Origin of the sequence: Bradyrhizobium sp. CCBAU 51745 (assembly GCF_028128715.1) — a bacterium.
GTDB lineage: Bacteria > Pseudomonadota > Alphaproteobacteria > Rhizobiales > Xanthobacteraceae > Bradyrhizobium > Bradyrhizobium manausense.
In genome coordinates, this window is sequence record NZ_LBJP01000007.1 from 38,932 (window position 1) to 64,478 (window position 25,547).

A 25,547-nucleotide genomic window follows, 5' to 3' on the forward strand; every position below is an offset into this window, starting at 1 on the left:
GTGGCGCGCCTTTCGAAGGGCTGAGGTGAAGCTTCATTGGGGATTTCGGCGCCGCTTGGGCCGGATCGGGGCGCGTTTGCTTCAAAACGGGGGCCGCGCAACTTTTGGAAAGCGATCGATTGACTTATGAGGAATCGGGACTTCCGCGCGCTTGTGTGATAGACAAAAATTTGGCAAGGTGATGTTTAGGACAGGAAGACTGTCTCAATTTTGCTTGCGGTCCCGGCACAGGGATTGCAACGAAAGTCGGTGCTTCCGAGCACCATAGGCAACAGGAAAAGCCGTTCTCGGGGACGAAGAACGCCTTGGCCTGAATTTAAGAAAATGCGGCTCGCAGCGGACGAGCGGTGACCCAGGCGGGTGCCGCGGAACGCCGAAGGTGCGCCGAAGATGGCGGTGAGGCAGCTTGCCGCATGGAGAGGATTGGAACAATGAACGGGTCGCAATTCGAGCGCGGAAACATCGTGGCAGAAGAGCTGTCGGCGACGGTCGCCTCGAAAACGACCGATCCGATTCAGGAGCACAATTCACGGCCCAAAGCCGAAGGCCTGTACGATCCGAGCCTGGAGAAGGACTCCTGCGGCGTCGGCTTCATCGCCAACATCAAGGGCAAGAAGTCGCACGAGATCGTCTCGGACGCGCTGAGCATCCTCTGCAACCTCGAGCACCGCGGCGCGGTCGGCGCCGACCCGCGCGCCGGTGACGGCGCCGGCATCCTGGTGCAGATCCCGCATGCCTTCTTCAGCCGCAAGGCCAAGGAGAACAAGTTCGAGCTGCCGGCGCCCGGTGAATACGCCATCGGTGCGCTGTTCATGCCGCGCGACACCGCCTGGCGCAACGTCATCAAGAGCATCATCGCCGACCAGATCAAGGCGGAAGGCCTGACCCTGCTCGGCTGGCGCGACGTGCCGACCGACAATTCCTCGCTCGGCGTCACCGTGAAGCCGACCGAGCCCGCCTGCATGCAGGTGTTCATCGGCCGCAACGGCGTCGCCAAGACCGAGGACGAGTTCGAGCGCCGGCTCTACATCCTGCGCAAGTCGATCTCGCAGGCGATCTACCAGCGCCGCGACCGCGGCCTCGCCGGCTATTACCCCTGCTCCATGTCCTGCCGCACCGTGATCTACAAGGGCATGTTCCTCGCCGACCAGCTCGGCAAGTACTATCCCGATTTGCACGAGAAGGATTTCGAGAGCGCGCTCGCGCTGGTTCACCAGCGCTTCTCGACCAACACCTTCCCGGCGTGGTCGCTGGCGCATCCCTATCGCATGATCGCGCATAACGGCGAGATCAACACGCTGCGCGGCAACACCAACTGGATGGCGGCGCGCCAGGCCTCGGTCAGCTCCGAGCTCTACGGCAAGGACATCAACCGGCTCTGGCCGATCTCTTACGAAGGCCAGTCGGACACCGCCTGCTTCGACAACGCGCTCGAATTCCTGGTGCAGGGCGGCTACTCGCTGCCGCATGCCGTCATGATGATGATCCCGGAGGCGTGGGCCGGCAATCCCTTGATGGATGAGAAGCGCCGCGCCTTCTACGAATATCACGCTGCCCTGATGGAGCCGTGGGACGGCCCCGCCGCGATCGCCTTCACCGACGGCCGCCAGATCGGCGCCACGCTCGACCGCAACGGCCTGCGGCCGGCGCGCTATCTCGTCACCAAGGACGACCGCATCGTGATGGCGTCCGAAATGGGCGTGCTGACGATCCCCGAGGACCAGATCATCACCAAGTGGCGCCTGCAGCCCGGCAAGATGCTGCTGGTCGACCTCGAGCAGGGTCGTCTCATTCCTGACGACGAGATCAAGGCCGAGCTCGCCAAGAGCCATCCCTACAAGGAGTGGCTGGAACGGACCCAGATCGTGCTGGAAGACCTGCCGAAGGTGCCGACCACAGGCGTGCGCTCGAACCTGTCGCTGCTCGATCGCCAGCAGGCGTTCGGCTACAGCCAGGAAGACATTTCCATCCTGATGACGCCGATGGCAGCCACCGGCGAGGAAGCCGCGGGCTCGATGGGCAACGACACGCCGATCTCGGCGCTGTCGGACAAGGCCAAGCCGCTATTCACCTATTTCAAGCAGAATTTTGCGCAGGTCACCAACCCGCCGATCGACCCGATCCGCGAGGAGCTGGTGATGAGCCTCGTCTCCATCATCGGACCGCGGCCGAACCTGTTCGATCTGCAGGGCCTTGCCACCACCAAGCGCCTGGAAGCGCGCCAGCCGATTCTGACCGACGCGGATCTCGAAAAGATCCGCTCGATCTCCGACGTGGCCGACACGCACTTCAAGTCGCGCACGCTGGATACCACCTTCCATGCCGGTCTCGGCGCGGCCGGGATGGACCAGGTGCTCGATGAGCTCTGCGCGCGCGCCGAGGCCGCCGTGCGCGAGGGCGTCAATATCATCATCCTGTCCGACCGCATGGTCGGCACGGACCGGGTTCCGATCCCGTCGCTGCTGGCCTGCGCCTCCGTGCATCATCATTTGATCCGCACGGGCCTGCGCACCTCGGTCGGTCTGGTCGTCGAATCCGGCGAGCCGCGCGAGGTGCATCACTTCGCGTGCCTTGCCGGCTACGGCGCCGAAGCGATCAATCCTTACCTCGCGTTCGAAACCATCATCGCGATGAAGGACCGCCTGCCCGGCTCGCTCGACGACTACGAGATCGTCAAGCGCTACATCAAGTCGATCGGCAAGGGCCTGCTGAAGGTGATGTCCAAGATGGGCATCTCGACCTACCAGTCCTATTGCGGCGCGCAGATTTTTGACGCGGTCGGCCTCAAGGCCGATTTCGTCGGAAAATTCTTCGCCGGCACGCATACCCGCGTCGAAGGCGTCGGCCTTGCCGAGATTGCCGAGGAAGCCGTGCGCCGTCATGCCGACGCCTTCGGCGAGGCGCTGGTCTACAAGAACGCGCTCGATGTCGGCGGCGAATACGCCTACCGCAGCCGCGGCGAGGACCATGCCTGGACCGCCGAGTCGGTCTCGCTGCTCCAGCACGCCGCGCGCGGCAATTCGCAGGAGCGCTATCGTGCCTTCGCCAAGATCCTGAACGAGCAGTCCGAGCGCCTGCTGACGCTGCGCGGCCTGTTCCGGATCAAGAACGCGGAGGAAGAGAAGCGCAAGCCGATCCCGATCGAGCAGGTCGAGCCGGCCAAGGACATCGTCAGGCGCTTCGCCACCGGTGCGATGAGCTTCGGCTCGATCTCGCGCGAGGCGCACACGACGCTCGCGATCGCCATGAACCGGATCGGCGGCAAGTCGAACACCGGTGAAGGCGGCGAGGAAGCCGACCGTTTCAAGCCGATGCCGAACGGCGATTCCATGCGTTCGGCGATCAAGCAGGTCGCCTCGGGCCGCTTCGGCGTCACCACGGAGTATCTCGTCAACTCCGACATGATGCAGATCAAGATGGCGCAGGGTGCCAAGCCCGGCGAAGGCGGCCAGCTGCCCGGCCACAAGGTCGACGCGACCATCGCCAAAGTGCGTCACTCGACCCCGGGCGTCGGCCTGATCTCGCCGCCGCCGCACCACGACATCTATTCGATCGAGGATCTGGCGCAGCTGATCTATGACCTCAAGAACGTCAACCCGACGGGTGACGTTTCGGTCAAGCTGGTCTCCGAGATCGGCGTCGGCACCGTGGCCGCAGGCGTTGCCAAGGCGCGCGCCGACCATGTCACCATCGCGGGCTTCGAGGGCGGCACCGGCGCATCGCCGCTGACCTCGATCAAGCACGCCGGCAGTCCCTGGGAAATCGGCCTTGCCGAAACCCACCAGACGCTGGTGCGCGAGCAGCTGCGCAGCCGCATCGTGGTCCAGGTCGACGGCGGCTTTCGCACCGGGCGTGACGTCGTGATCGGCGCGCTGCTCGGCGCGGACGAGTTCGGCTTCGCCACCGCGCCCTTGATCGCGGCCGGCTGCATCATGATGCGCAAGTGCCATCTCAACACCTGCCCGGTCGGCGTCGCGACGCAGGATCCCGTCCTGCGCAAGCGCTTCACCGGCCAGCCCGAGCACGTGATCAACTACTTCTTCTTCGTCGCGGAGGAAGTCCGCGAGATCATGGCCTCGCTCGGCTTCCGCACCTTCAACGAGATGGTCGGCCAGGTTCAGCTGCTCGACCAGACCAGGCTGGTGGCGCACTGGAAGGCCAAGGGCCTCGATTTCTCCAAGCTGTTCGTCAAGCAGAAGGAAGAGAAGGGCCAGAAGATCTATCACTCCGAGCGCCAGAACCATCATCTGGAGGCGGTGCTCGACCGCTCGCTGATCGCGCAGGCGCAGCCTTCGCTCGACCGCGGCGCGCCGGTCAGAATCGAGGCTGCGATCAACAGCACCAACCGCTCCGCGGGCGCGATGCTGTCGGGCGCGGTCGCCAAGATCTACGGCCATGCCGGCCTGCCGCATGACACCATCCATGTCAGCCTCAAGGGCACCGCCGGCCAGGCGTTCGGGGCGTGGCTCGCTCATGGCGTCACCTTCGAGCTCGAAGGCGAAGCCAACGACTATGTCGGCAAGGGCCTGTCGGGCGGCAAGATCATCGTCAAGCCGCCGAAGAACTCCGCCATCGTGCCGGAAGAGAGCATCATCGTCGGCAACACCGTGATGTACGGCGCGATCGAGGGTGAGTGCTACTTCCGCGGCGTCGCCGGCGAGCGCTTTGCCGTGCGCAACTCGGGCGCGGTCGCCGTGGTCGAAGGAGCCGGCGATCATTGCTGCGAATACATGACCGGCGGCATCGTGGTCGTGCTCGGCAAGACCGGGCGCAACTTTGCGGCGGGCATGTCCGGCGGCATCGCCTACGTGCTCGACGAGACCGGCGAGTTCGACAAGCTGTGCAATCTCAGCATGGTCGAGCTCGAGCCGGTGTTGTCCGAAGAGCTGATCAACGCCGGCACCTATCACCATGCCGGGGACCTCGAAGCACACGGCCGGGTCGACGTGTTCCAGAACCTGCTCGCCTCCGACGTCGAGAGGCTGCACGTCCTGATCACGCGCCATGCCAAGGCGACCGGCTCCGAGCGCGCGGCCGATATCCTTGCCAATTGGAAGGAATGGCTGCCGAAATTCCGCAAGGTGATGCCGGTCGAGTACCGGCGCGCGCTGCGCGAAATGGCGGCCAACGCGGACGCCGAGCCGAAAATCGCGATCGGGGCGTAAGGCATCACACCCCATCATTGCGAGCGCAGCGAAGCAATCCAGAAACTCTCCGCGGAAACAGACTGGATTGCTTCGTCGCTACAGTGCAAAATTGCCTAGCAATTTTGTCACGACCTCCTCGCAATGACGACGAGCAAGAAACAGAACGAATTTAAGCGGCAGGGACTTCGGGTTTAATGGGCAAGATCACGGGTTTTCTCGAAATCGAACGGCACGATCGCAAGTACACCCCGGTCGTCGAGCGCGTGAAGCATTACAAAGAATTCGTCGTTCCCTTGACCGAAAGGGAAACGCGCGACCAGGCCGCGCGCTGCATGAATTGCGGCATTCCCTATTGCCACGGCACCGGCTCGGTCGCGCCGGGCACGCCCGGCTGTCCGGTCAACAACCAGATCCCTGACTTCAACGACCTCGTCTATCAGGGCAACTGGGAAGAAGCCTCGCGCAACCTGCACTCGACCAACAATTTTCCGGAGTTCACCGGCCGCATTTGTCCTGCGCCGTGCGAAGCGTCCTGCACGCTCAACATCGACGACAACCCTGTCACCATCAAGACCATCGAATGCGCGATCGTCGACCGCGCCTGGGACAATGGCTGGCTGAAGCCTGAGATCGCTGCGGTCAAGACCGGCAAGAAGGTCGCGGTGATCGGCTCCGGCCCGGCCGGCATGGCCTGCGCCCAGCAGCTCGCGCGCGCCGGCCACGACGTGCATGTCTACGAGAAGTACGCCAAGGCCGGCGGGCTGCTGCGCTATGGCATCCCCGACTTCAAGATGGAGAAGGGCATCATCGACCGTCGCGTCAAGCAGATGGAAGCCGAAGGCGTCACCTTCCACTACAACAGCCATGTCGGCGCGGCCGGCAATGTCGATCCGCGCGAGATGCTCAACGAGTATGACGCGGTGGCGCTGACCGGCGGTGCCGAAGCTCCGCGCGATCTGCCGATTCCCGACCGCGAGCTCGACGGCATCCACTACGCGATGGACTTCCTGCCGCAGCAGAACCGCCGCGTCTCCGAGGAGCCGCTGAACGGCGTCAAGGAGATCTTGGCCGGCGGCAAGCATGTCGTCGTCATCGGCGGCGGCGACACCGGCAGCGACTGCATCGGCACCTCGCTGCGCCAGGGCGCGCTGTCGGTGACCCAGCTCGAGATCATGCCCGCCCCGCCCGAGCGCGAGAACAAGGCCCTGACCTGGCCGAACTGGCCGCTGAAGATGCGCACGTCCTCGAGCCAGGCCGAAGGCGCGATCCGCGAATACGCCGTGCTGACGCAGAAATTTTCCGGCGAGAACGGCAAGGTCAAGAAGCTGCACTGCGTCCGCGTCGACGACAAGTTCAAGCCGATCGAAGGCACCGAGTTCGAACTCGACGCCGAGCTGGTGCTGCTCGCGATGGGCTTCGTCCATCCCGTGCACGAGGGCCTCTTGAAGCAGCTCGCAGTCGATCTCGACCCGCGCGGCAACGTCAAGGCCAACACGCTCGACTACCAGACCTCGCGCCCGAACGTGTTCTCCGCCGGCGACATGCGCCGTGGGCAATCGCTGGTGGTGTGGGCGATCCGCGAAGGCCGGCTGTGTGCCAGGTCGATCGATACGTTCCTGATGGGGAAGACGGACCTGCCGCGGTAGGCTTTGTCATTCCGGGGCGCGCCACTTGGCGCGAGCCCGGAATCCATTGGACCTCAGAGTTGGTAGATGAATGGATTCCGGGCTCGCGCTTCGCGCGCCCCGGAATGACGAGCTGAGAGAGCTGCGCGCTCGCGCCTCATCGCGCGCCGCTAATTCTGCAGCCTCACGCCCAGCATCACCACCGTCCCCTGCGAGCTCGAGCCCGGCTGGTTCGAATCCAGGATGTCGTGGCGCAGCGTGCCCTTGATCCAGATGTTGCGGTTGAGCTTGTAGATCAAATTGCCTTCGAGCGAGTAGGTCTTGTCGTTGCGATTCTGGCCCTGGTAGTCGTAGGTGCCGTAGGTGAACTTGCCGATCGCGGTGAGCCAGCGGCGGAAATCGTGGTCGACTTCGGCGGCATAGGTGTGCACCAGCACGCCGGAGGAACCGGGGATGGTGGTTTCCGCGATCTGCGTGTCGGTGTTGAACTTCACCGTCGTCAGCCCGCTGGCGTTCCAGATCAGCGAGCCCGAGGTGAGGAAGCCCGAGAGCTGGCTCAGGCGCGGGTCGACATAGTTGCGCGCGGAATAGCCGACCGAGACTTCGCCGGTGAGGATACGCGAGAACTCGAAGGACGAGCCGATCTTGGCGTAGCCGCCGTTTGAATCGCGCAAGTAACCGTTGCGGTCGGCCGCCTGGTCGTGGACGCGGTTGTCGCCCTCGATCTCGACGAAGGGTTTCAGGCCCGGCTTGAGCTCGTAGGAGAAGCGGCCGACGCCGCCATACTGGTTGAAGTCGCGGTCGTCATTGCTGAAGGTCGAGCCGTCGGTGAGCTTTGAATCGGTGTAGGCGGTGCGATCGATCGTGGCGCCGGCGGCGACCTGGAAGCGATTGAAGGCCTGGTCGAAGCCGAAGGTGCCGCCATAGGTGGCGTAGACAGGATATTTCTGCAGGCCCGCCTGCACGTTCGGGCTGCCGGGATTGTCGGTGGCGAGCCGCAGCCGCAGCTGCGAGGTCAGCTTGAGATCGCGGTCGACGTCGTAGCGGCCGTCGACATGGCCGATGAAATCGGGGCGGTTGATCTCGACCGGCGAGGGCGAGGGAAGCCCGTCGATCGTCGCCGGCATATTGTTGGTGTAGCCGGAGAACGAGCCGCGCAAATCGGCGACCAGCGCGTGGCGCTCCCAGTCGGATATGACAAGAAGATCAGGCGCCACGACGTAAACAGGCGAGCCGACCGGCTTGCTGAGACGCGCGGGATTGGTGTCATAGCCGGTGGAGAGCTCGAGCCCGCCCTTGATCAGAAAACTGCCGGCGTAGTCGCCGACCGCGCCGAACGCATCGTCGTCGACCTTGAGGCGGCGGCGCAGCGGCTGGCCGGGCACGACACCGGCCATCGCCGGCGGCAGCGGCGTCTTGTGCGCGGTCTCCGACGGCGGCGGCGCAATGCGCGGCGGTCCCAGCGTGGAGACCGCCGGCGTTGCAGCTGGCACCGGCGAGCCGGGGCCGGCGGGCTTCTTCGGCTTCAGCTGGCCCGGATAGAGTTTTGGTTGCTGGCGCTTGCGATTGAGCGAGTCGTAGCCCGAGCTGCTCGCGCCGTTCGCGGCGGGCAGCCCGTAGCTGGGCACCTGACCGACGCGCGACGTCGCCGGCGCATCGCTTTTCTTGCGCGGATCGCCGTTGGGATCCGGCGGCTGCGGGACCGCGTCCGACGGCGCCTGCAAGACGCCCGCCGTGCGGCGCATCGGCAGCGCGTCAGGCGCCACGAAGCCGCCGCGGCTGGGATTGAAAAGATCGGGCGTGAGGCTCTGGGCCGCCACTGGTGAGCTTTCCAGCGCTGATAGCAGCAGGCACGGCAAGGCAGCGCGGAAAGCGCACGCGCTGCGGCTCCGGCCCCTGCCTGGAGGCGACCCCACGATAAAATAACTCCAACAAAATCAAATACTTCAACGACGGCTTTCCGCCGGTGCGGGGGAACCATCGTTAATGGAGTTAAAACAATTATGGTTAATGACCCGTTGCGGGCTTTGGTGCGCGCGTCGCCTGATCGGCCGGGGCGTGCTAAGGAGGCGGCCACTGGGCCGACGCCCCTCCTCCCTGGACCTTGTCTATGCCGAGTTCGAAACCGCTGATGACCTCCTCATCCGGCCCCACCCCTACATCCGTTGAATCCGCGCTCCGCACGCTGGAGACCGAGAGCGGCGGCATCAACGCGCTTGCGGCCGCGCTGCGCGGCCCGCTCGGCGAGCCGTTCGCGAAAGCGGTCGACCTGATCCGCAACGCCAAGGGCCGCGTCATCGTCACCGGTCTCGGCAAGTCCGGCCACATGGCCCGCAAGATCGCGGCGACCCTGGCCTCGACAGGCACACCGGCCTTCTTCGTCCACACCGCGGAAGCCGCCCATGGCGACCTCGGCATGATCACCGCCGACGACGTCATCATGGCGCTGTCCTGGTCCGGCGAGCAGCCGGAGATGAAGACGCTGGTGAACTATTCGGCGCGCTTTGCGATCCCGATGATCGCGGTGACGTCGAACGCAGCGTCCTCGCTCGGCCAGGCCGCCGACATCGTCATCGAGCTGCCGAAGGCGCGCGAGGCCTGCCCGCACAATCTGGCGCCGACCACCTCGACCATGATGCAGGTCGCGATCGGCGATGCCATCGCGATTGCGCTGCTCGAGGGCCGCGGCTTCACTGCGCTGGAATTCGCGCATTTCCATCCCGGCGGCAAGCTCGGCGCCATGCTGAAATTCGTCCGCGACTACATGCGCACCGGCGCCGAAATCCCGGTCAAGCCGCTCGGCACCAAAATGTCGGACGCGGTGATGGAGATGTCGGCCAAGGGCTTGGGCTGTGTCTGCATCGTCAATGACGCCAACGAGGCGATCGGCATCATCACCGACGGCGATCTGCGCCGCCACATGCGGCCGGACCTTTTGACCGCGTCGGTCGACGAGATCATGACCAGGCAGCCCAAGACCGTGCCGCCCTCGATGCTGGCGACGGAGATGATCGAGGTGCTGAACACGCGCAAGATCACGACGCTTGTGGTGACCGAGGCGGACAAGGTGGTCGGTATCGTGCATCTGCACGATCTGCTACGGGCGGGCGTGGCGTAAGGCTTCCGCTCTCTCCACTCGTCATTCCGGGGCGCGCCCCCTTGGGCGCGAGCCCGGAATCCATCATGCCGCGGGGTTTGTCGCTCTATGGATTCCGGGCTCGTGCTTCGCGCGCCCCGGAATGACAACTACCCCGGAAACCGCGCCGCCTTCTCTTCCAGCGGCAATCGCAGCCCGTTCGCCAGATACGAGACGGTACGATAAAAGCCGCACAGCAACATGATCTCCAGGATCTGCGCCTCGTCGTAATGCGCCGACAGTGCCGCGAACTCGGCGTCGGTGAACGTCGCGCTTGTGTGCAGCGCATCCACGGCGGCGATCAGGGCCCGCTCGGCAGGTGACCAGCAGGATGAGCTCGCATCGCCCTCGACCGTCGCACGGACCTCATCCTCGGTGAGTTTTGCCGGCGCGGCAAAGACCGCGACATGGACGCCCCATTCATATTCGCATCTGTTCAGCGCGCAGGTGCGGTCGATGACGATCTCGCGCTCTCGCAACGATAACGGGCCGGGATCGAGCAGGCCGCCGGCGCGAAACTTGTCCCAGGCGCGACCATGGCCCGCCATCACCCGAAACAACATCAGCGGCGGCGCGCCGCGCATGATGCGATCGAACTGCGCCTGGATCTCCGGTGGATAAGGCGGCGTGAGCGGGGCGATACGCGGAGCCGGGGATGACATGGACGTCCTGTTTGCTACAGATAATGTAGCATGACGCTACATTATCTGTAGCAAATCGCAAGAGGGTAGGATGGCGAAACAGACGGGCTCGGGGGACCGCCGCGTGCGCGGCTCGCGCACCGGGCGGCCGATCATGGTGCTGCTCGATCTGCTGGGGCGGCGCTGGGCTTTGCGGATCCTGTGGGAGTTGCGCGAAAAACCCCTCACCTCGCGTGCGTTGCGCACGGCCTGCGACGAGGCTTCGCCGACAGTGCTGCAGGCGCGGCTGACGGAACTGCGCGAGGCGGGGTTTGTCGAGCTCGGTGACGGCGGCGGTTATGGGTTGACGGCGCTCGGACGCGAGCTGGGCGAGATGGTCATGCCGCTGCACCGGTTTGCGGAGAGGTGGCGAAGCAAGAGCGGTGCCTGAGTCTGGCGCTCCATCCGCAAGCTCGTCATTGCGACCGCAGCAAAGCAATCCAGAGTCTTTCCGCGGAGACAGTCTGGATTGCTTCGCTTGCGCTCGCAATGACGGCGGCTCACGCCGCCGCCACCGTCAGGTTGGCACCATCCACCTGCACCACCTTCACCCGCGTGCCTGCCGGCGTATCCGGGCCTGCGACGCGCCACACCGTGTCGCCGATGCGGACGGTGCCGTTGCCGTCGATGATCGGCTTCTCCAGCGTGAACTCACGGCCGAGCAGCGCCTCGGTTCGCCTGTTGAGGAAGGGACTGGCACTGTCATCCGGCTTCGGCCGGGCGAGCCGGCGCCAGACCGGCACGGCGGCCGCTGCGAACACCGCGAACATCACCAGCTGGATCTGCCAGGAGATCACTGTAACGAACGAGATCAGGCCGACCAAAAGCGCGGCAAGCCCGAGCCAGAACAGGAACACGCCCGGCGCGACCACCTCCAACGCCATCAGGATGAAGCCGAAGATCAGCCAGTTCCAGGTGCCGAGCGATACGAACATGTCGGTCATGACACGACCTCTCTCAATGCTGCCTTCACGGCACCGCCGGTGGAGTCGGCGGCGTCGGACCTGACGGCGGCACCGAACCGCCGCGACGGGCCGCAGCGACCGCCGACGCAGCACTTTCTCCGAACGTTGCCTTGGCGATCTCGCCGATGCCGGCGAGCGAGCCGAGCATGCTGGTCGCCTCCATCGGCAGCATGATGATTTTCTGGTTCGGCGCCTCCGCGAACTGGCCGAACGCCTTGATGTATTTATCGGCGATAAAGTAGTTCAGCGCCGCGACGTCACCCTTGGCGATGGCCTCACTGACCATTTGCGTCGCCTTGGCCTCGGCCTCGGCGGACCGCTCACGCGCTTCGGCGTCGCGAAACGCCGCTTCCTTGCGGCCTTCGGCCTGGAGAATCTGGCCCTGCTTGGCGCCCTCGGCGCGCAGGATCTCGGACTGGCGCTGGCCTTCGGCGGCGAGAATGTCGGCGCGCTTGACGCGCTCGGCCTTCATCTGCCGGCCCATGGCCTCGACGAGGTCGGCGGGCGGCACGATGTCCTTGATCTCGATGCGGTTGACCTTGACGCCCCAGGGCGAGACCGCGGCGTCGACGACGCGCAAGAGGCGCTCGTTGATCTCGTCGCGATGCGACAGCACCTGGTCGAGATCCATCGAGCCCATCACCGAGCGGATGTTGGTCATGGTGAGCACCGTGATGGCCTGGTTAAGGTTGGCGACCTCGTAGCTGGCCTTCGCCGCGTCGAACACCTGATAGAAGGCGACGCCGTCCACCGTCACGGTGGCGTTGTCCTTGGTGATGACCTCCTGCTCGGGAATGTCTATCACCTGCTCCATCATGTTGATCTTGCGCCCGACACGATCGAAATAGGGCACGATCAGATTGAGCCCGGGGCTCAGCGTCTGCGTGTATTTGCCGAACCGCTCGATGGTCCAGTCATAGCCCTGTGGCACCGTCTTCACGCCGGCAATCAGCGTGATGATGACGAGCAACACCAGAACAATCGCAAAAATATCGAAACCGCTCATATCTCCTCCAAGGCGGGAAAGAAGCCGGGAAACAGGCCCTTCCCGCGCTGTCATTGGTCGGGATCGGCACCCTACCGGTTCAGCGGCCGCTTTTCACGTCGGCATCGGTGCCTTTCCGCACAAGACGCCAGATGCACGAACGGTCTCGATTATGTATTTTCGAAGGGCTCTTGAAAGCGCCACGGCGCAGACCTACCGGCAAAAATTAACAAATAGCGACGCTACTCGATGACCTCGTTCGCGATTGCGAGCAGGCCGGGGGGAAGCGTGACGCCAATCGCCCTGGCCGTTTTGAGATTGATCGCCAGCTCGAACTTGGTCGGATTCTGGACCGGGAGGTCGGCCGGCAAGGCACCCTTCAGAATGCGATCGATATAGCCCGCCGCGCGTCGGAGCTGCTCGGCACTGTCCGTGCTGTAGGACATCAGCCCGCCCTCATCGACAAAGGCGCGGATGCAAAACACAGCCGGGAGATGCGCCTGCTCAATCGCCGCCAGCAGCGGCGCGCGGTTCGCGATGGCGAAGAAGTCGGGCAGGACGAGGAAACCGCCATCCTTGCGCGCGGCCAGCGTGGCGATCGAAGCGACATCATGCACCGGCGCAGGCTCGATCGTCACATGCAGCGTCCGTGCGGCCTCCTCGAGCGTATGCAGCATCAGCGTCGCGAATGGCGCGGTGGCAGGATTGTAGACGACGAAGGCACGGGAGACCTTTGGCGTGACCTGCGTCAGCATCTCCAGCCATTTGCCGGCGAGCGGACCGTCGTAATCGGTGAATCCGGTGATGTTGCCGCCGGGATGGGCGAGGTTCTGGACAAGGCCCTGGCTGACCGGATCGGTGACCACCGCAAACACGATCGGGATCGTCGTGGTGCGCCGGCGCAGCTCCTCCACCGACGGCGTGCCGAGCGCGAGCAGGATGTCGGGCTTAAGCGCGATCAGCTCGTCGGCAAGCTGCGCGAGGCGCGTCCGATCGCCGGCGCTGCTGCGCCAGTCGATCCTGAGATTGTCCTCTCCCTTCCAGCCATGAGCGGCCAGCGCCTCGACGAGGTTGGCCTGACCGATCACCTCATCAGCTGATGTGACCGAGAGCACCCCGAGCCGGCGTTGCGCGGCCGGCTGCTGGGCCGGCGCGGAGGCCGGCCATGCCGCGATCGTTCCCAGAAGCGCCAGACAGTCGCGGCGGTTCATGAAACGCTCCCTGGAGCCAGGCATGTTAGATCCAGCCCTGCAGCTCGCGCAGCACCAGCGTTCGGATCACGTCCATTCCAGGATCGCTGTCGTTCAGGCAGGGGATCGCGGAAAACTGCTCGCCGCCATTGTGCCTGAAGATCTCGGCATTCTCCTGCGCGATCTCCTCCAGCGTCTCCAGGCAGTCGGCGGAGAAACCCGGCGTCACCACCGCGATACGGCGCACGCCTTCTTTCGCCAGCCGCTCCATCGTCTTGTCGGTGTAGGGCTGCAGCCACTCGTCATTGCCGAAGCGCGACTGGAAGGTCAGCAGCAGTTTTGTCTCATCCATACCGAGCCGGCGACGCAGCGCCTGCGTCGTCGCGATGCATTGCCTTTGATAGGGATCGCCCTTGTCGACATAGGCCTTCGGCATGCCGTGAAAGGACGCGACGATCAGCTCGGGCCTGAAGGACAAATTCGCCAGATGGGTCTCGATCGAGACGGCGAGCGCCTCGATATAGGCCTCGTCCTCGTAGTAAGGCGGCGTTACCCGCAATGTCGGCTGGCTGCGCAGGCTGGCGAGCACGCGGAACACTTCGTCGCAGACGGTCGCCGAGGTCGAAGCGGAATATTGCGGATAGAGCGGCACGGCGAGAATGCGCTCACATCCCTTTGCGATCAGCGCATCGATCCCCGCCTTGATCGAGGGATTGCCGTAGCGCATCGCCCAATCCACCACGACATGCGCGCGATCCGACAGCGCGGCGGCGAGCTTGCCCGCTTGCGACCGCGTGATGGTCTTCAGCGGCGACTCGTTCTTCTCGACGTTCCATATCTTCTGGTAGTCGAGCGCCTTGGTGCGGGGGCGGCTGCGCAGGATGATGCCGTTCAGCACGGCTTTCCAGATCAGGCCCTGGTCCTCGATGACGCGGGCGTCCGACAGGAATTCCTTCAGATACACCCTCACGCCGGCGGCGTCGGCCGTATCGGGCGTGCCGAGATTTATCAGCAGCACACCGACGCGGGGCTGGCTGGGTTGAACGGTCGGCTTCGCTGAAACGAGGGGGGCCAGGGTCGTCATGTCCAGTTGCGTCGCGCGTTGCTCCGAACTTGTCAAGATGAGCCCGGTTTCGCTAGGGTCCGCCACAAGCGGGGGAGGGAAGATGACGCTCGCGGAATGGTGCGTTCTCGGAGCGCTGCTGCTCTATCTCTTAACGATCGTCTCGATCAAATGGATCAGGTTTCGCGGCTTCGACAATTCCCGGCCGCGCGACCCCGCCTTTTACCAAGACGCCATCTCGCAGCGGGCGCTCGGCGCGCACCAGAACGGCATCGAGACCTTCCCGTTCTTCGCCTTCGCCGTCCTGCTCGCAGAATTTCGTGACTCCCCGCAGCGCCTGATCGACGAGCTCGCAGTGCTGTTCCTGATCGTGCGGGTCGCCTATGTGCTGACCTATCTCGGCAACCGGCCGACCCTCCGCTCCATCCTCTGGAGCGTCGGTTTTGCACTCAACCTGGCGATCTTCCTCATGCCGATGTTGAAGCGGTTTTTGCCGGGGTGAGTTGCACGGCTCCCCTAAACCGTCATCCCCGCGCAACGGCGAAGCCGTTGTCGCTGGAGGCGAGAGCCCCGCGGTGCAACGCACCGCGGGGTGAGCCTCGAAGGATGGACGGCCCCGATGCAGCCGGGCCGTCGCCCTTCGGGGGCCGCTGAAGAAGCGGCCACCTCAGGGTGACGGGATTAAGTGATCGCGGCTTGGCTCAAAAGCACGTCGTCCGCTCGGCCGCGATGTAGCCGAACAGCAGCCCCGCCCCGAACAGTAGCACCAGAGCCGCGGCGCCGAATTCGATGCCGCGCATGAACAGCGCGCCTCCACCGTCGCGGCCCGCGCTGAGGCGTCCGGCGATGTCCTTGGCCGAGACGGCGACCACGGCGATGGCCGCGACCGTGATCGCGGTGCCCAGCCCCATCAGGAAGGTCGCGGCAATACCGGCCCAGAACAAACCCTGGGCGAGTGCGAAGACCAGCACCAGGATCGCGCCCGAGCAGGGGCGGATGCCGACGGTCAGGATCGCGGCGAACCCGCGCCGCCAGCCGCCGGGACCGGCGAGCTCGCTCGGGGTCGGGCCATGGGAATGGCCGCAATGCTCTTCATGGACGTGGTCGTGCCCGTGGTGGTGAGGGGCGTGTGCGTGATCGTGGTGATGGTGATCATGGTCATGATGGTGATGGCCGTGATCATGATGGTCATGCGGCACGCCCGCCATGGCCGGCACCGGCTGCGTCACCTGGAGCGCGCGGATGAAGGTGCCGCCCTTGGTCCAGACCAGGCGCAGGCCGAACAGCGCGATCAAGGCGTAGCTTGCAATCTCGATCGCCCCTTCCGCCTTGCACATGGTCCTGGCAGTGGCGTTCAGGATCCAGGCCGAGATGCCGACGATCAGGATCGCCACCAGCGACTGCATCAGCGCTGAGGCGAACGACAGCGCGATGCCGCGCCGCGCGGTCTCGCGGTTGGCGACGAGATAGGAGGCGATCACCGCCTTGCCGTGGCCGGGGCCGGCAGCATGGAAGATGCCGTAGGCAAAGGAGATGAAGAGCAGCGTCCACAGCGCCGAGCCGTCGGATTTGGCAGCGCGGATGGTCGACGACATCTGGCGATAGAATTCCGACTGTTTTGCCAGCAGCCAGCCGATCAGGCCACTGGCCTCGGGCTGCGCCGCTGGCGACTGCTTCGGCGCGCCGAACGGATTTTGCGCCAGGACATGGTGAAGCGCGGCATCCGCCACGCCGACGGCGAGGAGAACGGCGGCGCAAGCGATGAGCCCGCGCGCAACGGACGAAAGTTTCGGCTTCACGGACAATCCACCGTGATCTTGTTGGCGAACATCATGCCGAAATTGGCATTCGGGCCGTCCATGAAAGTCTGCTCGTTGAGCTTCTGCGCGGTCGCGGTGCCGTCGCTCGGACGATCGAGTTTCATCTGGCAGCCTGATGGCGCGCCGACCAGCTTGACGGGATTATCCTTGGCCATCTGGAAATCGATGAAGAAGGAGCGGTCGAACACTTCCAGCACGAGCTGTTTGGGCTTGAGCGGCGTCTTCAGCGGCAGCGTGAAGTGCAGGGTCAGCACAGTGTCCTTGTAGTCCAGATAATAGTCGACCGGCTCGCCAAAGCGCTCCTTCTTGCCGTCGGCCTTGGCGAAGGTGAAGTAGGCGTATTCCTTCAGCGACTCGACATTGGTCTGCGCCAGCGGCCCGAGCTCCTCGCGCGTATAGGCGCCCTTCTTCTTGCTCTCGAGCCCTTGCACCGCATAGGCCGAGAACATGTCATCAAACGTCCAGGCGTGACGCACGCCGGTGATGCTGCCGTCCTCGGCGTAGAGCAGCTCGCTTGAAGCGGTGATCCAGACGTGCGGATGCGCGCTCGCCGGACCCGATGCAAGCAGCAGGCCGGCGGCGAGCAGCCATCCCAGCAGCACGCGCATGTCGATCAAGCCGCCTTGTCGTCGAGCAGGCCGCGGCGGCGGAGCAGCGCGTCGGGCTCAGGCGGGCGGCCGCGGAACGCCTCATAGGCCGCTTCCGGATCGACCGACCCGCCGCTCGAATAGATGTTGTCGTGGAGGCGCCTGGCCACCGCGGGATCGAAGATGTTGCCGGCTTCCTCGAACGCCCCGAAGGCATCGGCGTCCATGACCTCTGACCACATGTAGCTGTAATAGCCGGCAGCATAGTGGTCGCCCGTGAAGATGTGGCCGAACTGGGTCGGCCGGTGCCGCATCGAGATTTCCTCGGGCATGCCGATCTTCTCCAGCTCGCGTTTCTCGAAGGCGCGGACATCCTGCGCGGCGGCGGCGGGCTGGGAGTGGAACTCGAGATCGACCAGCGCCGAGGAGACGAATTCGACCGTGGCAAAGCCCTGGTTGAATTTTCGCGCGGCGAGGAAGCGCTTGAGCAAATCGTCCGGCAGCGGCTCGCCGGTCTGGTAGTGCCGGGCGAACTGCTGCAGCACCTCGGGCCGCTCCTGCCAATGCTCATAGAGCTGCGACGGCAGCTCGACGAAGTCAGTGAAGACCGACGTGCCCGACAGCGAGGGATAGGTCACGTTGGAGAGCATGCCGTGCAGGCCGTGGCCGAACTCGTGGAACAGGGTGCGGGCATCGTCGGGCGACAGCAGCGAGGGCTCGCCGCCTGTGCCCTTGGCAAAATTGCAGACATTGATGACGAGCGGCGCGATCTCGCCGTCGAGCTTCTGCTGGTCGCGCAGCGAGGTCATCCAGGCGCCGGAGCGCTTGGACGGCCGGGCGAAGTAGTCGCCGTAGAACAGCGCCTTGTGCTTGCCGTCGGGGCCCTTGACCTCCCAGACCCGGACGTCGGGATGCCAGACCGGGACGTCCTTGCGCTCCTCGAAGGTGATGCCGAACAGGCGCGTGGCGCAGTCGAAGGCTGCGGCGATCATGTGGTCGAGCGTCAGATAGGGCTTGATCGCGGCGTCGTCGAAATTGGCGCGCTGGAGGCGGAGCTTCTCGGCATAGAAACGCCAGTCCCAGGGCGCGAGCTTGAAATTGCCGCCCTCCTCCGTGATCAGCGCCTGCATCTCATCGCGGTCGGCGAGTGCCCGGGCGCGGGCCGGCTTCCAGACCCGCTCCAGGAGGCCGCGCACCGCGTCGGGCGTCTTGGCCATGGAATCCTCGAGCCGGTAGGCGGCGTAGGTCGGATAGCCCAGGAGCCTGGCGGTCTCCTCGCGCAGCTTCAGGATCTCGCCGATGGTCGCGTTGTTGTCGTTGGAATTGCCGTTGTCGCCGCGCGCGATAAAGGCCTTGTAGACCTTCTCGCGCAGGTCTCGCCGGCCTGAGCTCTTCAGGAACGTCTCGACCGAGGAGCGCGACAGCGTGACGATGGCCTTGCCTGCCATGCCGCGATCTTCCGCCGCCGCCTTGGCGCCGGCGATGAAGCTCTCGGGCAGGCCCTGGCGGTCGGCCTCCCCTAACTCCATGAACCAGTCCTGCTCGTCGCCGAGCAGGTGATGGCTGAAGCCGGTCGCGAGCTGGGCCAGCTTCTCGTTGATCTCGGCCATGCGCGTCTTGGCCTCGTCGGACAGGCCGGCGCCGGACCGGTGGAAGCGGGTATAGGTGCGCTCCAAGAGGCGGAGCTGCTCCGGTGTCAGACCGAGACTGCCGCGGTTCTCGTGCAGCTGGGCGATGCGGCCAAACAGCACGGCGTTCATCATGATCGGATTCCAGTGCCGCGCCATCCGCAAGGAGACCTCCTTGTCGATCTCGAGGATGGCCGGGTTGGAATGCGCCGAGACCAGGTCGTAGAAGACCGAGGCGACCTTGCTGAGCAGCTTGCCGGAGCGTTCCAGCGCCGTGATGGTGTTGGCGAAGTCGGGCGCAGCCGGATCATTGGTGATGGCCGCGATCTCGGCGGAGTGATCGGCGAAGGCCTGCTCGAAGGCCGGCAGGAAGTGCTCCGGCACGATCTCGTTGAAGGGCGGGGTCGCAAACGGCGTCACCCAGGCCTTCAGTAGCGGATTGGTCTCGGCGTCCGTGGTTTGGCGGGGGTCTGACATCGCAAGTCCCGTTTTTTGAGGCGATTTGTTGGGGCCAGCTATAGCACGCGATGGGGCTTTTTTGGGCCATTTGGCCTTGCTCCCGCCGGGCTTTTCGGGGAGATTGCGGCCCTCGAAACCACGGACCTCAACGCCCATGAACGCGCCCTCCTCGTCGTCCCGTCAGATCGTCTGGCCGAGCGTCATCACCGTCATCAGCGCCGCCATCCTGATTGGCGCCGAGGTGTTCGGCGCCGCGTTTGCCGGCGGCTGGGCGCTCGCCATTCTGATCGGGCTCGGTGACCAGGGCGCGCACATCCTTCAGGCCGTGCTGTTCGCACTCGGCGTGCTGGTCATGACCGCCTTCATCCGCGCAGCTCAGCGCGTCGAGCCGTTCTTCAAGCGCCGCTGAGTCGTCTTGCGCGACGCCGTCACGCGCGCGACACCAAAAAATTAACGCACGTTCATCTTCCGCGTCGCTCGCGCACCACCGCGCAAGCAGATGTTAGGCAATTCTGTTCTCAGCCTAAAAAAATTCTTGCGAAGCCGAGTCAAAACCCTTATGTGCGTTTTTGCCCAATTTCGCACGTGCCTGTGGTCGTGTGTCAGTCGGTAGGTATCCGGACAAGAGGCCGGACAGCCGCCAAGGGGTGAAGAAGCCGAGGGGCTCTTCGGAAGTGCAGAAGTCGAGGACTGAAAAGTCGAACGACTGACGGCAAACCCGGAGCGCCCAGCATCTCTCTCAAAGAGATGCCTTGTCGAAGGTGACTTCGCTCTTTGCAACCGTGACTGGCAGCCGGAGGCGAACCGGCGCACCCCGCTCTCAACGGGGGACGCGACTTAAAGCAACGACGGATCGGGCTTTTTTGGTCTCTACCGGCATTCCACCGCCGGCGCGGGCTACTGAAAAGGCTTGTCCTTCATTGCCAGGTGAGCGGGCGGGAGACTCTCCCAACCAATCCACGGCAGCACAGTCTGGTTTGAGTCTTTTGGCTTCAGCGCGCCTCCATCGCGCGATGTGGCCGAAGCACTCTTATCCGACGTCACGTTGATGCGGATCCTGTCGCTGGGACCGTTGGAGAGTGCCATGACCGAACGAATCCAGGAATTCCTGCGTAACCGCCGCAAGGAAGGTCTCGACACCGAGCCGTGCCTCGTCGTCGACCTCGAGGTCGTGCGCGACAACTACCAGAGCTTCGCCAAGGCGCTGCCCGACAGCCGCGTGTTCTACGCCGTCAAGGCGAACCCGGCGCCGGAAGTGTTGTCGCTGCTGGCTTCCATGGGCTCCTGCTTCGACACCGCGACCGTCGCCGAGATCGAGATGGCGCTGGCCGCCGGCGCGACGCCCGACCGCATCTCCTTCGGCAACACGATCAAGAAGGAGCGCGACATCGCGCGCGCCTTCGCGCTCGGCATTCGCCTGTTCGCGGTGGACTGCGTTCCCGAGGTCGAGAAGATCGCCCGCGCCGCTCCCGGCGCCAAGGTGTTCTGCCGCATCCTCTATGACTGCGCCGGCGCCGAATGGCCGCTGTCGCGCAAGTTCGGCTGCGACCCGGAGATGGCGGTCGAGGTGCTCGACGCCGCCAAGCGTCTGGGCCTCGAGCCGTGCGGCATCTCGTTCCATGTCGGATCACAGCAGCGCAAGGTGAAGGCGTGGGACCGCGCGCTGGCAATGGCCTCGCAGGTGTTCCGCGACTGCGCCGAGCGCGGCATCAACCTCTCCATGGTCAACATGGGGGGCGGCTTTCCGACCAAGTACCTGAAGGACGTGCCGCCGGTCGTCACCTACGGCCGCTCGATCTTCCGCGCGCTGCGCAAGCACTTCGGCAACCAGATTCCGGAGACCATCATCGAGCCAGGCCGCGGCATGGTGGGCAACGCCGGCATCATCGAATCCGAAGTCGTGCTCATCTCGAAGAAGAGCGACGAGGACGAGGTGCGCTGGGTGTACCTGGACATCGGCAAGTTCGGCGGTCTCGCCGAGACCATGGACGAGTCGATCCGCTACGCCATCCGCACCCCGCATGACGGCGCGGACATGACCCCGTGCGTGCTCGCCGGCCCCACCTGCGACAGCGCCGACGTGCTGTACGAGAAGACCCCGTATCCGCTTCCCGTCACGCTCGAGATCGGCGACAAGCTGCTGATCGAAGGCACCGGGGCCTATACGTCGACCTACTCGGCGGTGGCGTTCAACGGCATCCCGCCGCTGAAGACGTACCACATCTAAGCGCCTCGCTGCTCCGAGGCACGACGAACCCGGGAGCCGGCTTGCCGGCTCCTTACCCGACATTGCCATTCTGACGACGCTTGAGCTCGCGTGCCTTGGTGCGCGGCTTCAAGCGGGGACTGACGCGCCATGACTGCTTTTCGGAAGCCACAAGTCGCCCTCACCTCGAAAGCCGCTCCGTTCGCGATCCGAAGCGAGCGGGCTGTCGACGTCGCCGCCCGTGAAGCGCTGCTGGATGCCTGCTTTGGCGAGGATCGCCATGACCGCACCTGCCAGCGCCTGCGCGACGGACGCGCACCTGCCGCCGGCCTCGCGCTGGCCGCCGTGCGTGAGGGAAAGCTCGTGGGAACCGTGCGGTTGTGGCACGTCAGCGCCGCAGGCAGGCCCGCTCTGGTCCTCGGACCGCTGGCGGTGGACCCTGCCTGCCGCGAGCTCGGGATCGGCGCCGCGCTGATGCAACAAGCGCTGGCCGCCGCCCGGGCGCGCGGGCATGACGCCGTGATTCTGCTCGGCGATGCGCCCTACTACGCCCGTTTCGGCTTCTCGGCCGAGAAGACCGGCGCGCTGCTGCTGCCCGGCCCGTTCGAGCGCGACCGTCTGCTCGCGATCGAGTTCACCGACGGTGTGCTTGATGGCGCCGAAGGGATGATCGTCCCGACCGGCGCGGCCCTTCCCAAACGGAGGGTAGTTCGCGCCCTCCAGGCGCGCGCGGCGTAAGGACTTGCCATGATGGCGACGACCGGAGCCGCACTGGGTGGCTTCGCCCGACCGCGTCTCCGTTAAGCTCACGTCCTTTGGGGTTGCGCGGGCCCGGAAATTGCCCATAAACCCCACGAAATCCCCTTTCAGTCGAGGCCGAATCCATGCCCCGTCGCCTGATTTCCACCGGCTCCCCCCTCGAAAAGAGCGTCGGCTACAGCCGCGCCGTGATCGACGGCGAGTTCGCCTTCGTCGCGGGAACCACCGGCTATGACTACACGACGATGACGATGCCCTCCGATGTCACGAGCCAGTCACGCAACTGCTTCAAGACCATCGAAGCGGCCCTGAAGGAGGGCGGTTTCGAGATGGCCGACATCGTCCGTGCGACCTACTACGTCACCGACGCCGGCTACATCGATGCCCACTTCGCCGTCTGCGGCCAGGTTCTCGGCGACATCAGGCCGGCAGCGACCTTGCTGGTCGTCAGCGCCCTCGCCAAGCCCGAGATGAAGGTCGAGATCGAAGTCACCGCCAAGCGGCGCAGCGTCTGACAAGCGCCGCGCCTGATCCACCCACCAGATGTCCGCCAGCACGTTCCGGAGAAACTTATGAGCCCTCCCTCGCAGATCTACGCGAAGATCACCGGTCCCATCGTCATGGTCGGCTTCGGCTCCATCGGCAAGGGCACCTTGCCGCTGATCGAGCGGCACCTCGATTACGACAAGTCGCGCGTCACCGTGATCGATCCCAAGGATGAGGGCCGCAGGGCGCATTGCGAGAAGCACAATGTGCGCTTCATCCAGAAGGCCGTGACCAAGGACAATTATCGCGAATTGCTGACCCCGCTGCTGACCGAAGGCGGCGGCCAGGGCTTTTGCGTCAACCTGTCGGTCGACACCGGCTCGACCGACATCATGGAGCTCTGCAACGAGCTCGGCGCGCTCTATATCGACACCGTCAACGAGCCCTGGCTCGGCTTCTATTTCGACGCGTCCAAGGGCCCCGAGGCCCGCTCCAACTACGCGCTGCGCGAGGTGACGCTGGCCGCCAAGCGGGCGCGCCCCGCCGGCTCGACCACGGCCGTGTCCTGCTGCGGCGCCAATCCCGGCATGGTCTCCTTCTTCGTCAAGCAGGCGCTGCTCAACGTCGCCGCCGACCTGAAGCTCAATGCGCCGAAGCCGAAGACCAAGGCCGAATGGGCCGACCTGATGCGGCAGGCCGGCATCAAGGGCATTCACATCGCCGAGCGCGACACCCAGCGCGCCAAGAAGCCGAAAGAGCCTGACGTCTTCGTCAACACCTGGTCGGTGGAAGGCTTCCTGTCGGAGGGCATGCAGCCGTCCGAGCTCGGCTGGGGCACCCATGAGAAGTGGATGCCCGAGAATGCGCATACCCACGAGGCCGGCTGTGGCGCCGCCATCTATCTGATGCAGCCCGGTGCCAACACGCGCGTGCGCACCTGGTGCCCGACCCGCGGCGCGCAATACGGCTTCCTCGTTACCCACAACGAGTCGATCTCGATCGCCGATTACTTCACGGTGCGGGACGCATCGGGCAAGGCGATCTACCGGCCGACCTGCCACTACGCCTATCATCCGGCCGACGACGCCGTGCTGTCGCTGCATGAGCTGTTCGGCCGCGCCGGCAAGATGCAGGAGAAGCACCACATCCTCGAAGAGGACGAAATCGTCGACGGCATCGACGAACTCGGCGTGCTGTTGTTCGGCCACGACAAGAACGCGTACTGGTACGGCTCGCAGCTCTCGATCGAAGAGACCCGGGAGCTTGCCCCCTATCAGAACGCCACCGCGCTGCAGGTGACCTCCGCCGTGCTCGGCGGCATGGTGTGGGCGCTGGAGAATCCGAACGAAGGCATCGTCGAAGCCGACGAGATTGATTTCGATCGCCTCCTGGAGATCCAGCTGCCGTATCTCGGCCCGGTGAAGGGTTTTTACACCGACTGGACGCCGCTGACGGATCGGCCGGGCCTGTTCCCTGAGGACATCGACACCAGCGATCCCTGGCAGTTCAAGAACATTCTGGTGCGGTGAGCGGGCTCGCTGACAAAACAGCGAAAACAACCCCATGCACAGTAGACCGCGCAATGGCAGGCCATTGCGCGCCTGCGGCAAAAACGCGTGCGCTGTCTACTGCTTATCCTTGATCGGCGGCGCGATCTTCTCGGCCGGGGCCGGCGGCAGCGCGGGCTTGGCGGCTCCCGCCGCGCCCTGCCCCCCCCCCCCCCCCCCCCCCCCCCGGGGCGCGCGGGCTCGGGCGCTGGCGTGGTCGGCCGGTCGCCGCCGGGTTTTGCCTCTGCGGGCGTCTTGGTCTGGTCGTCGGAAGGCGTGCCCTGAAGCGGCTGGGTGGCCTGCGCCAGATCCATCCGGCTTTGGGCGCGGATTTGCGCCAGCGACATCACGGACACCAAGACACCCGCTGCGAACAGCGTGCAGGCGATTGTGAGGTCGAGCTTCAGGTTTCGCTTGTTGTTCTGGCCGGTCATGTCGATCACCGCCTTTGTCCACGGGATCAACGAAACTGGAGCCGGCGGGTTCCGCGCTGGGAGAGGCGGGAACCGGGCTCAATCCGTCGTGCTGACTTCCCAGGTGGCGTGACGGACGCCGGGCAGGTGCTGGAGCTCGGTTGCCACCGCATTGAGCTCGTTCGGATCGACCGCGGTCGCGACCAGCTCGGCGACGATCTCGATGAGATCGTCCCCGGTCTCGACAACCTCGACGTCGGCGACGGGATATTTGGCATCCTCGAGCTTGTCGACGAGCCGGTCGCGCATGTCAGGCAGGGCATCCATCGCAACCGCGAGCTTGAAATAATAGGTCGCCTCGAGCGCCTTCGCGTTCAGCGGAATGCGGTTGATGGCATTGACCAGCGGACGCAGCATCGTGTTGCCGGCGATGACGAAGACGGTGAGCGCCGCGGCCTGTGCGACCATGTCGGCGCCGGCGCAGGAGCCGACAGCGGCCGAGGACCACAGCGTCGCCGCGGTGTTGAGCCCACGCACGTCCATGCCCTGCTTCATGATGACGCCGGCGCCGAGGAAGCCGATGCCGGAGACGACGTAAGAGATGACTCGCACCGCGCCCTCGGCACCGTCCAGATGCATGGCGAGATCAACGAAGGCCGCAGCGCCGACCGCGACGAGGACATTGGTCCGCAGGCCAGCCGTGCGCTGACGATATTGCCGCTCGGCGCCGATCAGTGTGCCGAGCACGAAGGCCGTGAACAGGCTGACCAGCGTGTCCGCGAAGTCGGCGAGCTGGAAGGTCGTCAGAAAGCGCATGAATGTGAACTGCCGTAGGGTGGGCAAAGCGAAGC

The 25,547-nt window shown here is 64.9% G+C and carries 20 protein-coding genes; 10 read left to right on the forward strand and 10 right to left on the reverse strand.

Translation table 11 applies throughout. The features are described from left to right. Nucleotides 1–431 precede the first annotated feature (431 nt). Nucleotides 432–5,165, forward strand: a complete 4,734-nt coding sequence (gene gltB, locus XH98_RS07475; protein WP_271598948.1) for a glutamate synthase large subunit — start codon at nucleotides 432–434, stop codon at nucleotides 5,163–5,165. 176 nt (nucleotides 5,166–5,341) lie between these two features. Further along, nucleotides 5,342–6,793 (forward strand): glutamate synthase subunit beta, encoded by a 1,452-nt coding sequence (locus XH98_RS07480; RefSeq protein ID WP_271598949.1) that lies wholly within the window; start codon nucleotides 5,342–5,344, stop codon nucleotides 6,791–6,793. A 149-nt stretch (nucleotides 6,794–6,942) separates the two neighbouring features. Here the strand turns inward: XH98_RS07480 and XH98_RS07485 are convergent, their stop codons facing one another. Further along, nucleotides 6,943–8,688 (reverse strand): outer membrane beta-barrel protein, encoded by a 1,746-nt coding sequence (locus XH98_RS07485; protein WP_271618257.1) that lies wholly within the window; start codon nucleotides 8,686–8,688, stop codon nucleotides 6,943–6,945. Nucleotides 8,689–8,882: 194 nt separating this feature from the next. Here XH98_RS07485 and XH98_RS07490 point away from each other — a divergent pair, with 194 nt between their 5' ends. Beyond that, complete coding sequence (locus XH98_RS07490; protein WP_271598951.1) at nucleotides 8,883–9,890, forward strand: KpsF/GutQ family sugar-phosphate isomerase; 1,008 nt, start codon at nucleotides 8,883–8,885, stop codon at nucleotides 9,888–9,890. Nucleotides 9,891–10,018: 128 nt separating this feature from the next. Here the strand turns inward: XH98_RS07490 and XH98_RS07495 are convergent, their stop codons facing one another. Beyond that, complete coding sequence (locus tag XH98_RS07495) at nucleotides 10,019–10,570, reverse strand: carboxymuconolactone decarboxylase family protein (protein ID WP_271618258.1); 552 nt, start codon at nucleotides 10,568–10,570, stop codon at nucleotides 10,019–10,021. 70 nt (nucleotides 10,571–10,640) lie between these two features. Between XH98_RS07495 and XH98_RS07500 the strand changes: the two genes are divergently transcribed. Then, nucleotides 10,641–10,979: a winged helix-turn-helix transcriptional regulator gene (locus XH98_RS07500; protein ID WP_271598953.1), complete on the forward strand. Its 339-nt coding sequence runs from the start codon at nucleotides 10,641–10,643 to the stop codon at nucleotides 10,977–10,979. A gap of 109 nt (nucleotides 10,980–11,088) precedes the next feature. On the opposite strand, the gene XH98_RS07505 is transcribed toward XH98_RS07500, so the two are convergent. The 4 genes from XH98_RS07505 to hemH form a co-directional block, all read right to left on the reverse strand. Continuing rightward, the gene (locus XH98_RS07505) at nucleotides 11,089–11,532 is read right to left on the reverse strand and encodes an NfeD family protein (protein ID WP_271598954.1); all 444 of its coding nucleotides are present in this window, start codon (nucleotides 11,530–11,532) and stop codon (nucleotides 11,089–11,091) included. 25 nt (nucleotides 11,533–11,557) lie between these two features. Further along, nucleotides 11,558–12,559 carry an SPFH domain-containing protein gene (locus XH98_RS07510; RefSeq protein WP_057752809.1) on the reverse strand — a complete coding sequence of 334 codons (1,002 nt, stop codon included), beginning with the start codon at nucleotides 12,557–12,559 and terminating at the stop codon, nucleotides 11,558–11,560. A gap of 221 nt (nucleotides 12,560–12,780) precedes the next feature. Then, the gene (locus tag XH98_RS07515; protein ID WP_271618259.1) at nucleotides 12,781–13,749 is read right to left on the reverse strand and encodes an ABC transporter substrate-binding protein; all 969 of its coding nucleotides are present in this window, start codon (nucleotides 13,747–13,749) and stop codon (nucleotides 12,781–12,783) included. Between the two features lie 25 nt (nucleotides 13,750–13,774). After that, nucleotides 13,775–14,812: a ferrochelatase gene (gene hemH / locus XH98_RS07520; protein ID WP_271618260.1), complete on the reverse strand. Its 1,038-nt coding sequence runs from the start codon at nucleotides 14,810–14,812 to the stop codon at nucleotides 13,775–13,777. Nucleotides 14,813–14,894: 82 nt separating this feature from the next. On the opposite strand from hemH, the gene XH98_RS07525 reads away from it, so the two are divergent. Continuing rightward, nucleotides 14,895–15,293 (forward strand): MAPEG family protein, encoded by a 399-nt coding sequence (locus XH98_RS07525; RefSeq protein ID WP_271598957.1) that lies wholly within the window; start codon nucleotides 14,895–14,897, stop codon nucleotides 15,291–15,293. A gap of 199 nt (nucleotides 15,294–15,492) precedes the next feature. Here XH98_RS07525 and XH98_RS07530 read toward each other — a convergent pair whose 3' ends face one another. From XH98_RS07530 to XH98_RS07540, 3 genes are read right to left on the reverse strand one after another with little or no spacing between them, the layout of a single operon-like run. Continuing rightward, nucleotides 15,493–16,590, reverse strand: coding sequence for a nickel/cobalt transporter (locus XH98_RS07530; protein ID WP_271598958.1), 1,098 nt, complete (start codon nucleotides 16,588–16,590; stop codon nucleotides 15,493–15,495). Further along, nucleotides 16,587–17,225, reverse strand: a complete 639-nt coding sequence (locus XH98_RS07535; RefSeq protein ID WP_271618556.1) for a DUF1007 family protein — start codon at nucleotides 17,223–17,225, stop codon at nucleotides 16,587–16,589. Before XH98_RS07535 ends, XH98_RS07530 begins: the two co-directional genes overlap by 4 nt. Continuing rightward, nucleotides 17,225–19,303, reverse strand: coding sequence for a M3 family metallopeptidase (locus XH98_RS07540; RefSeq protein WP_271598959.1), 2,079 nt, complete (start codon nucleotides 19,301–19,303; stop codon nucleotides 17,225–17,227). Before XH98_RS07540 ends, XH98_RS07535 begins: the two co-directional genes overlap by 1 nt. A gap of 136 nt (nucleotides 19,304–19,439) precedes the next feature. Between XH98_RS07540 and XH98_RS07545 the strand changes: the two genes are divergently transcribed. The 5 genes from XH98_RS07545 to XH98_RS07565 all read left to right on the forward strand — a co-directional run bounded on the left by XH98_RS07545 (nucleotide 19,440) and on the right by XH98_RS07565 (nucleotide 24,265). Beyond that, on the forward strand, nucleotides 19,440–19,694 hold the full coding sequence (locus XH98_RS07545; protein ID WP_057752820.1) for a hypothetical protein: 255 nt from the start codon (nucleotides 19,440–19,442) through the stop codon (nucleotides 19,692–19,694). A 675-nt stretch (nucleotides 19,695–20,369) separates the two neighbouring features. After that, nucleotides 20,370–21,512, forward strand: a complete 1,143-nt coding sequence (locus tag XH98_RS07550) for a type III PLP-dependent enzyme (protein ID WP_057752824.1) — start codon at nucleotides 20,370–20,372, stop codon at nucleotides 21,510–21,512. A 129-nt stretch (nucleotides 21,513–21,641) separates the two neighbouring features. Beyond that, nucleotides 21,642–22,229: a GNAT family N-acetyltransferase gene (locus tag XH98_RS07555; RefSeq protein ID WP_271598960.1), complete on the forward strand. Its 588-nt coding sequence runs from the start codon at nucleotides 21,642–21,644 to the stop codon at nucleotides 22,227–22,229. 146 nt (nucleotides 22,230–22,375) lie between these two features. After that, on the forward strand, nucleotides 22,376–22,765 hold the full coding sequence (locus XH98_RS07560; RefSeq protein WP_271618261.1) for a RidA family protein: 390 nt from the start codon (nucleotides 22,376–22,378) through the stop codon (nucleotides 22,763–22,765). 57 nt (nucleotides 22,766–22,822) lie between these two features. Continuing rightward, nucleotides 22,823–24,265, forward strand: coding sequence for a homospermidine synthase (locus tag XH98_RS07565; RefSeq protein WP_271598962.1), 1,443 nt, complete (start codon nucleotides 22,823–22,825; stop codon nucleotides 24,263–24,265). A 530-nt stretch (nucleotides 24,266–24,795) separates the two neighbouring features. Here the strand turns inward: XH98_RS07565 and XH98_RS07575 are convergent. Then, nucleotides 24,796–25,512, reverse strand: a complete 717-nt coding sequence (locus tag XH98_RS07575) for an MgtC/SapB family protein (protein WP_271598963.1) — start codon at nucleotides 25,510–25,512, stop codon at nucleotides 24,796–24,798. Nucleotides 25,513–25,547 lie beyond the last annotated feature (35 nt).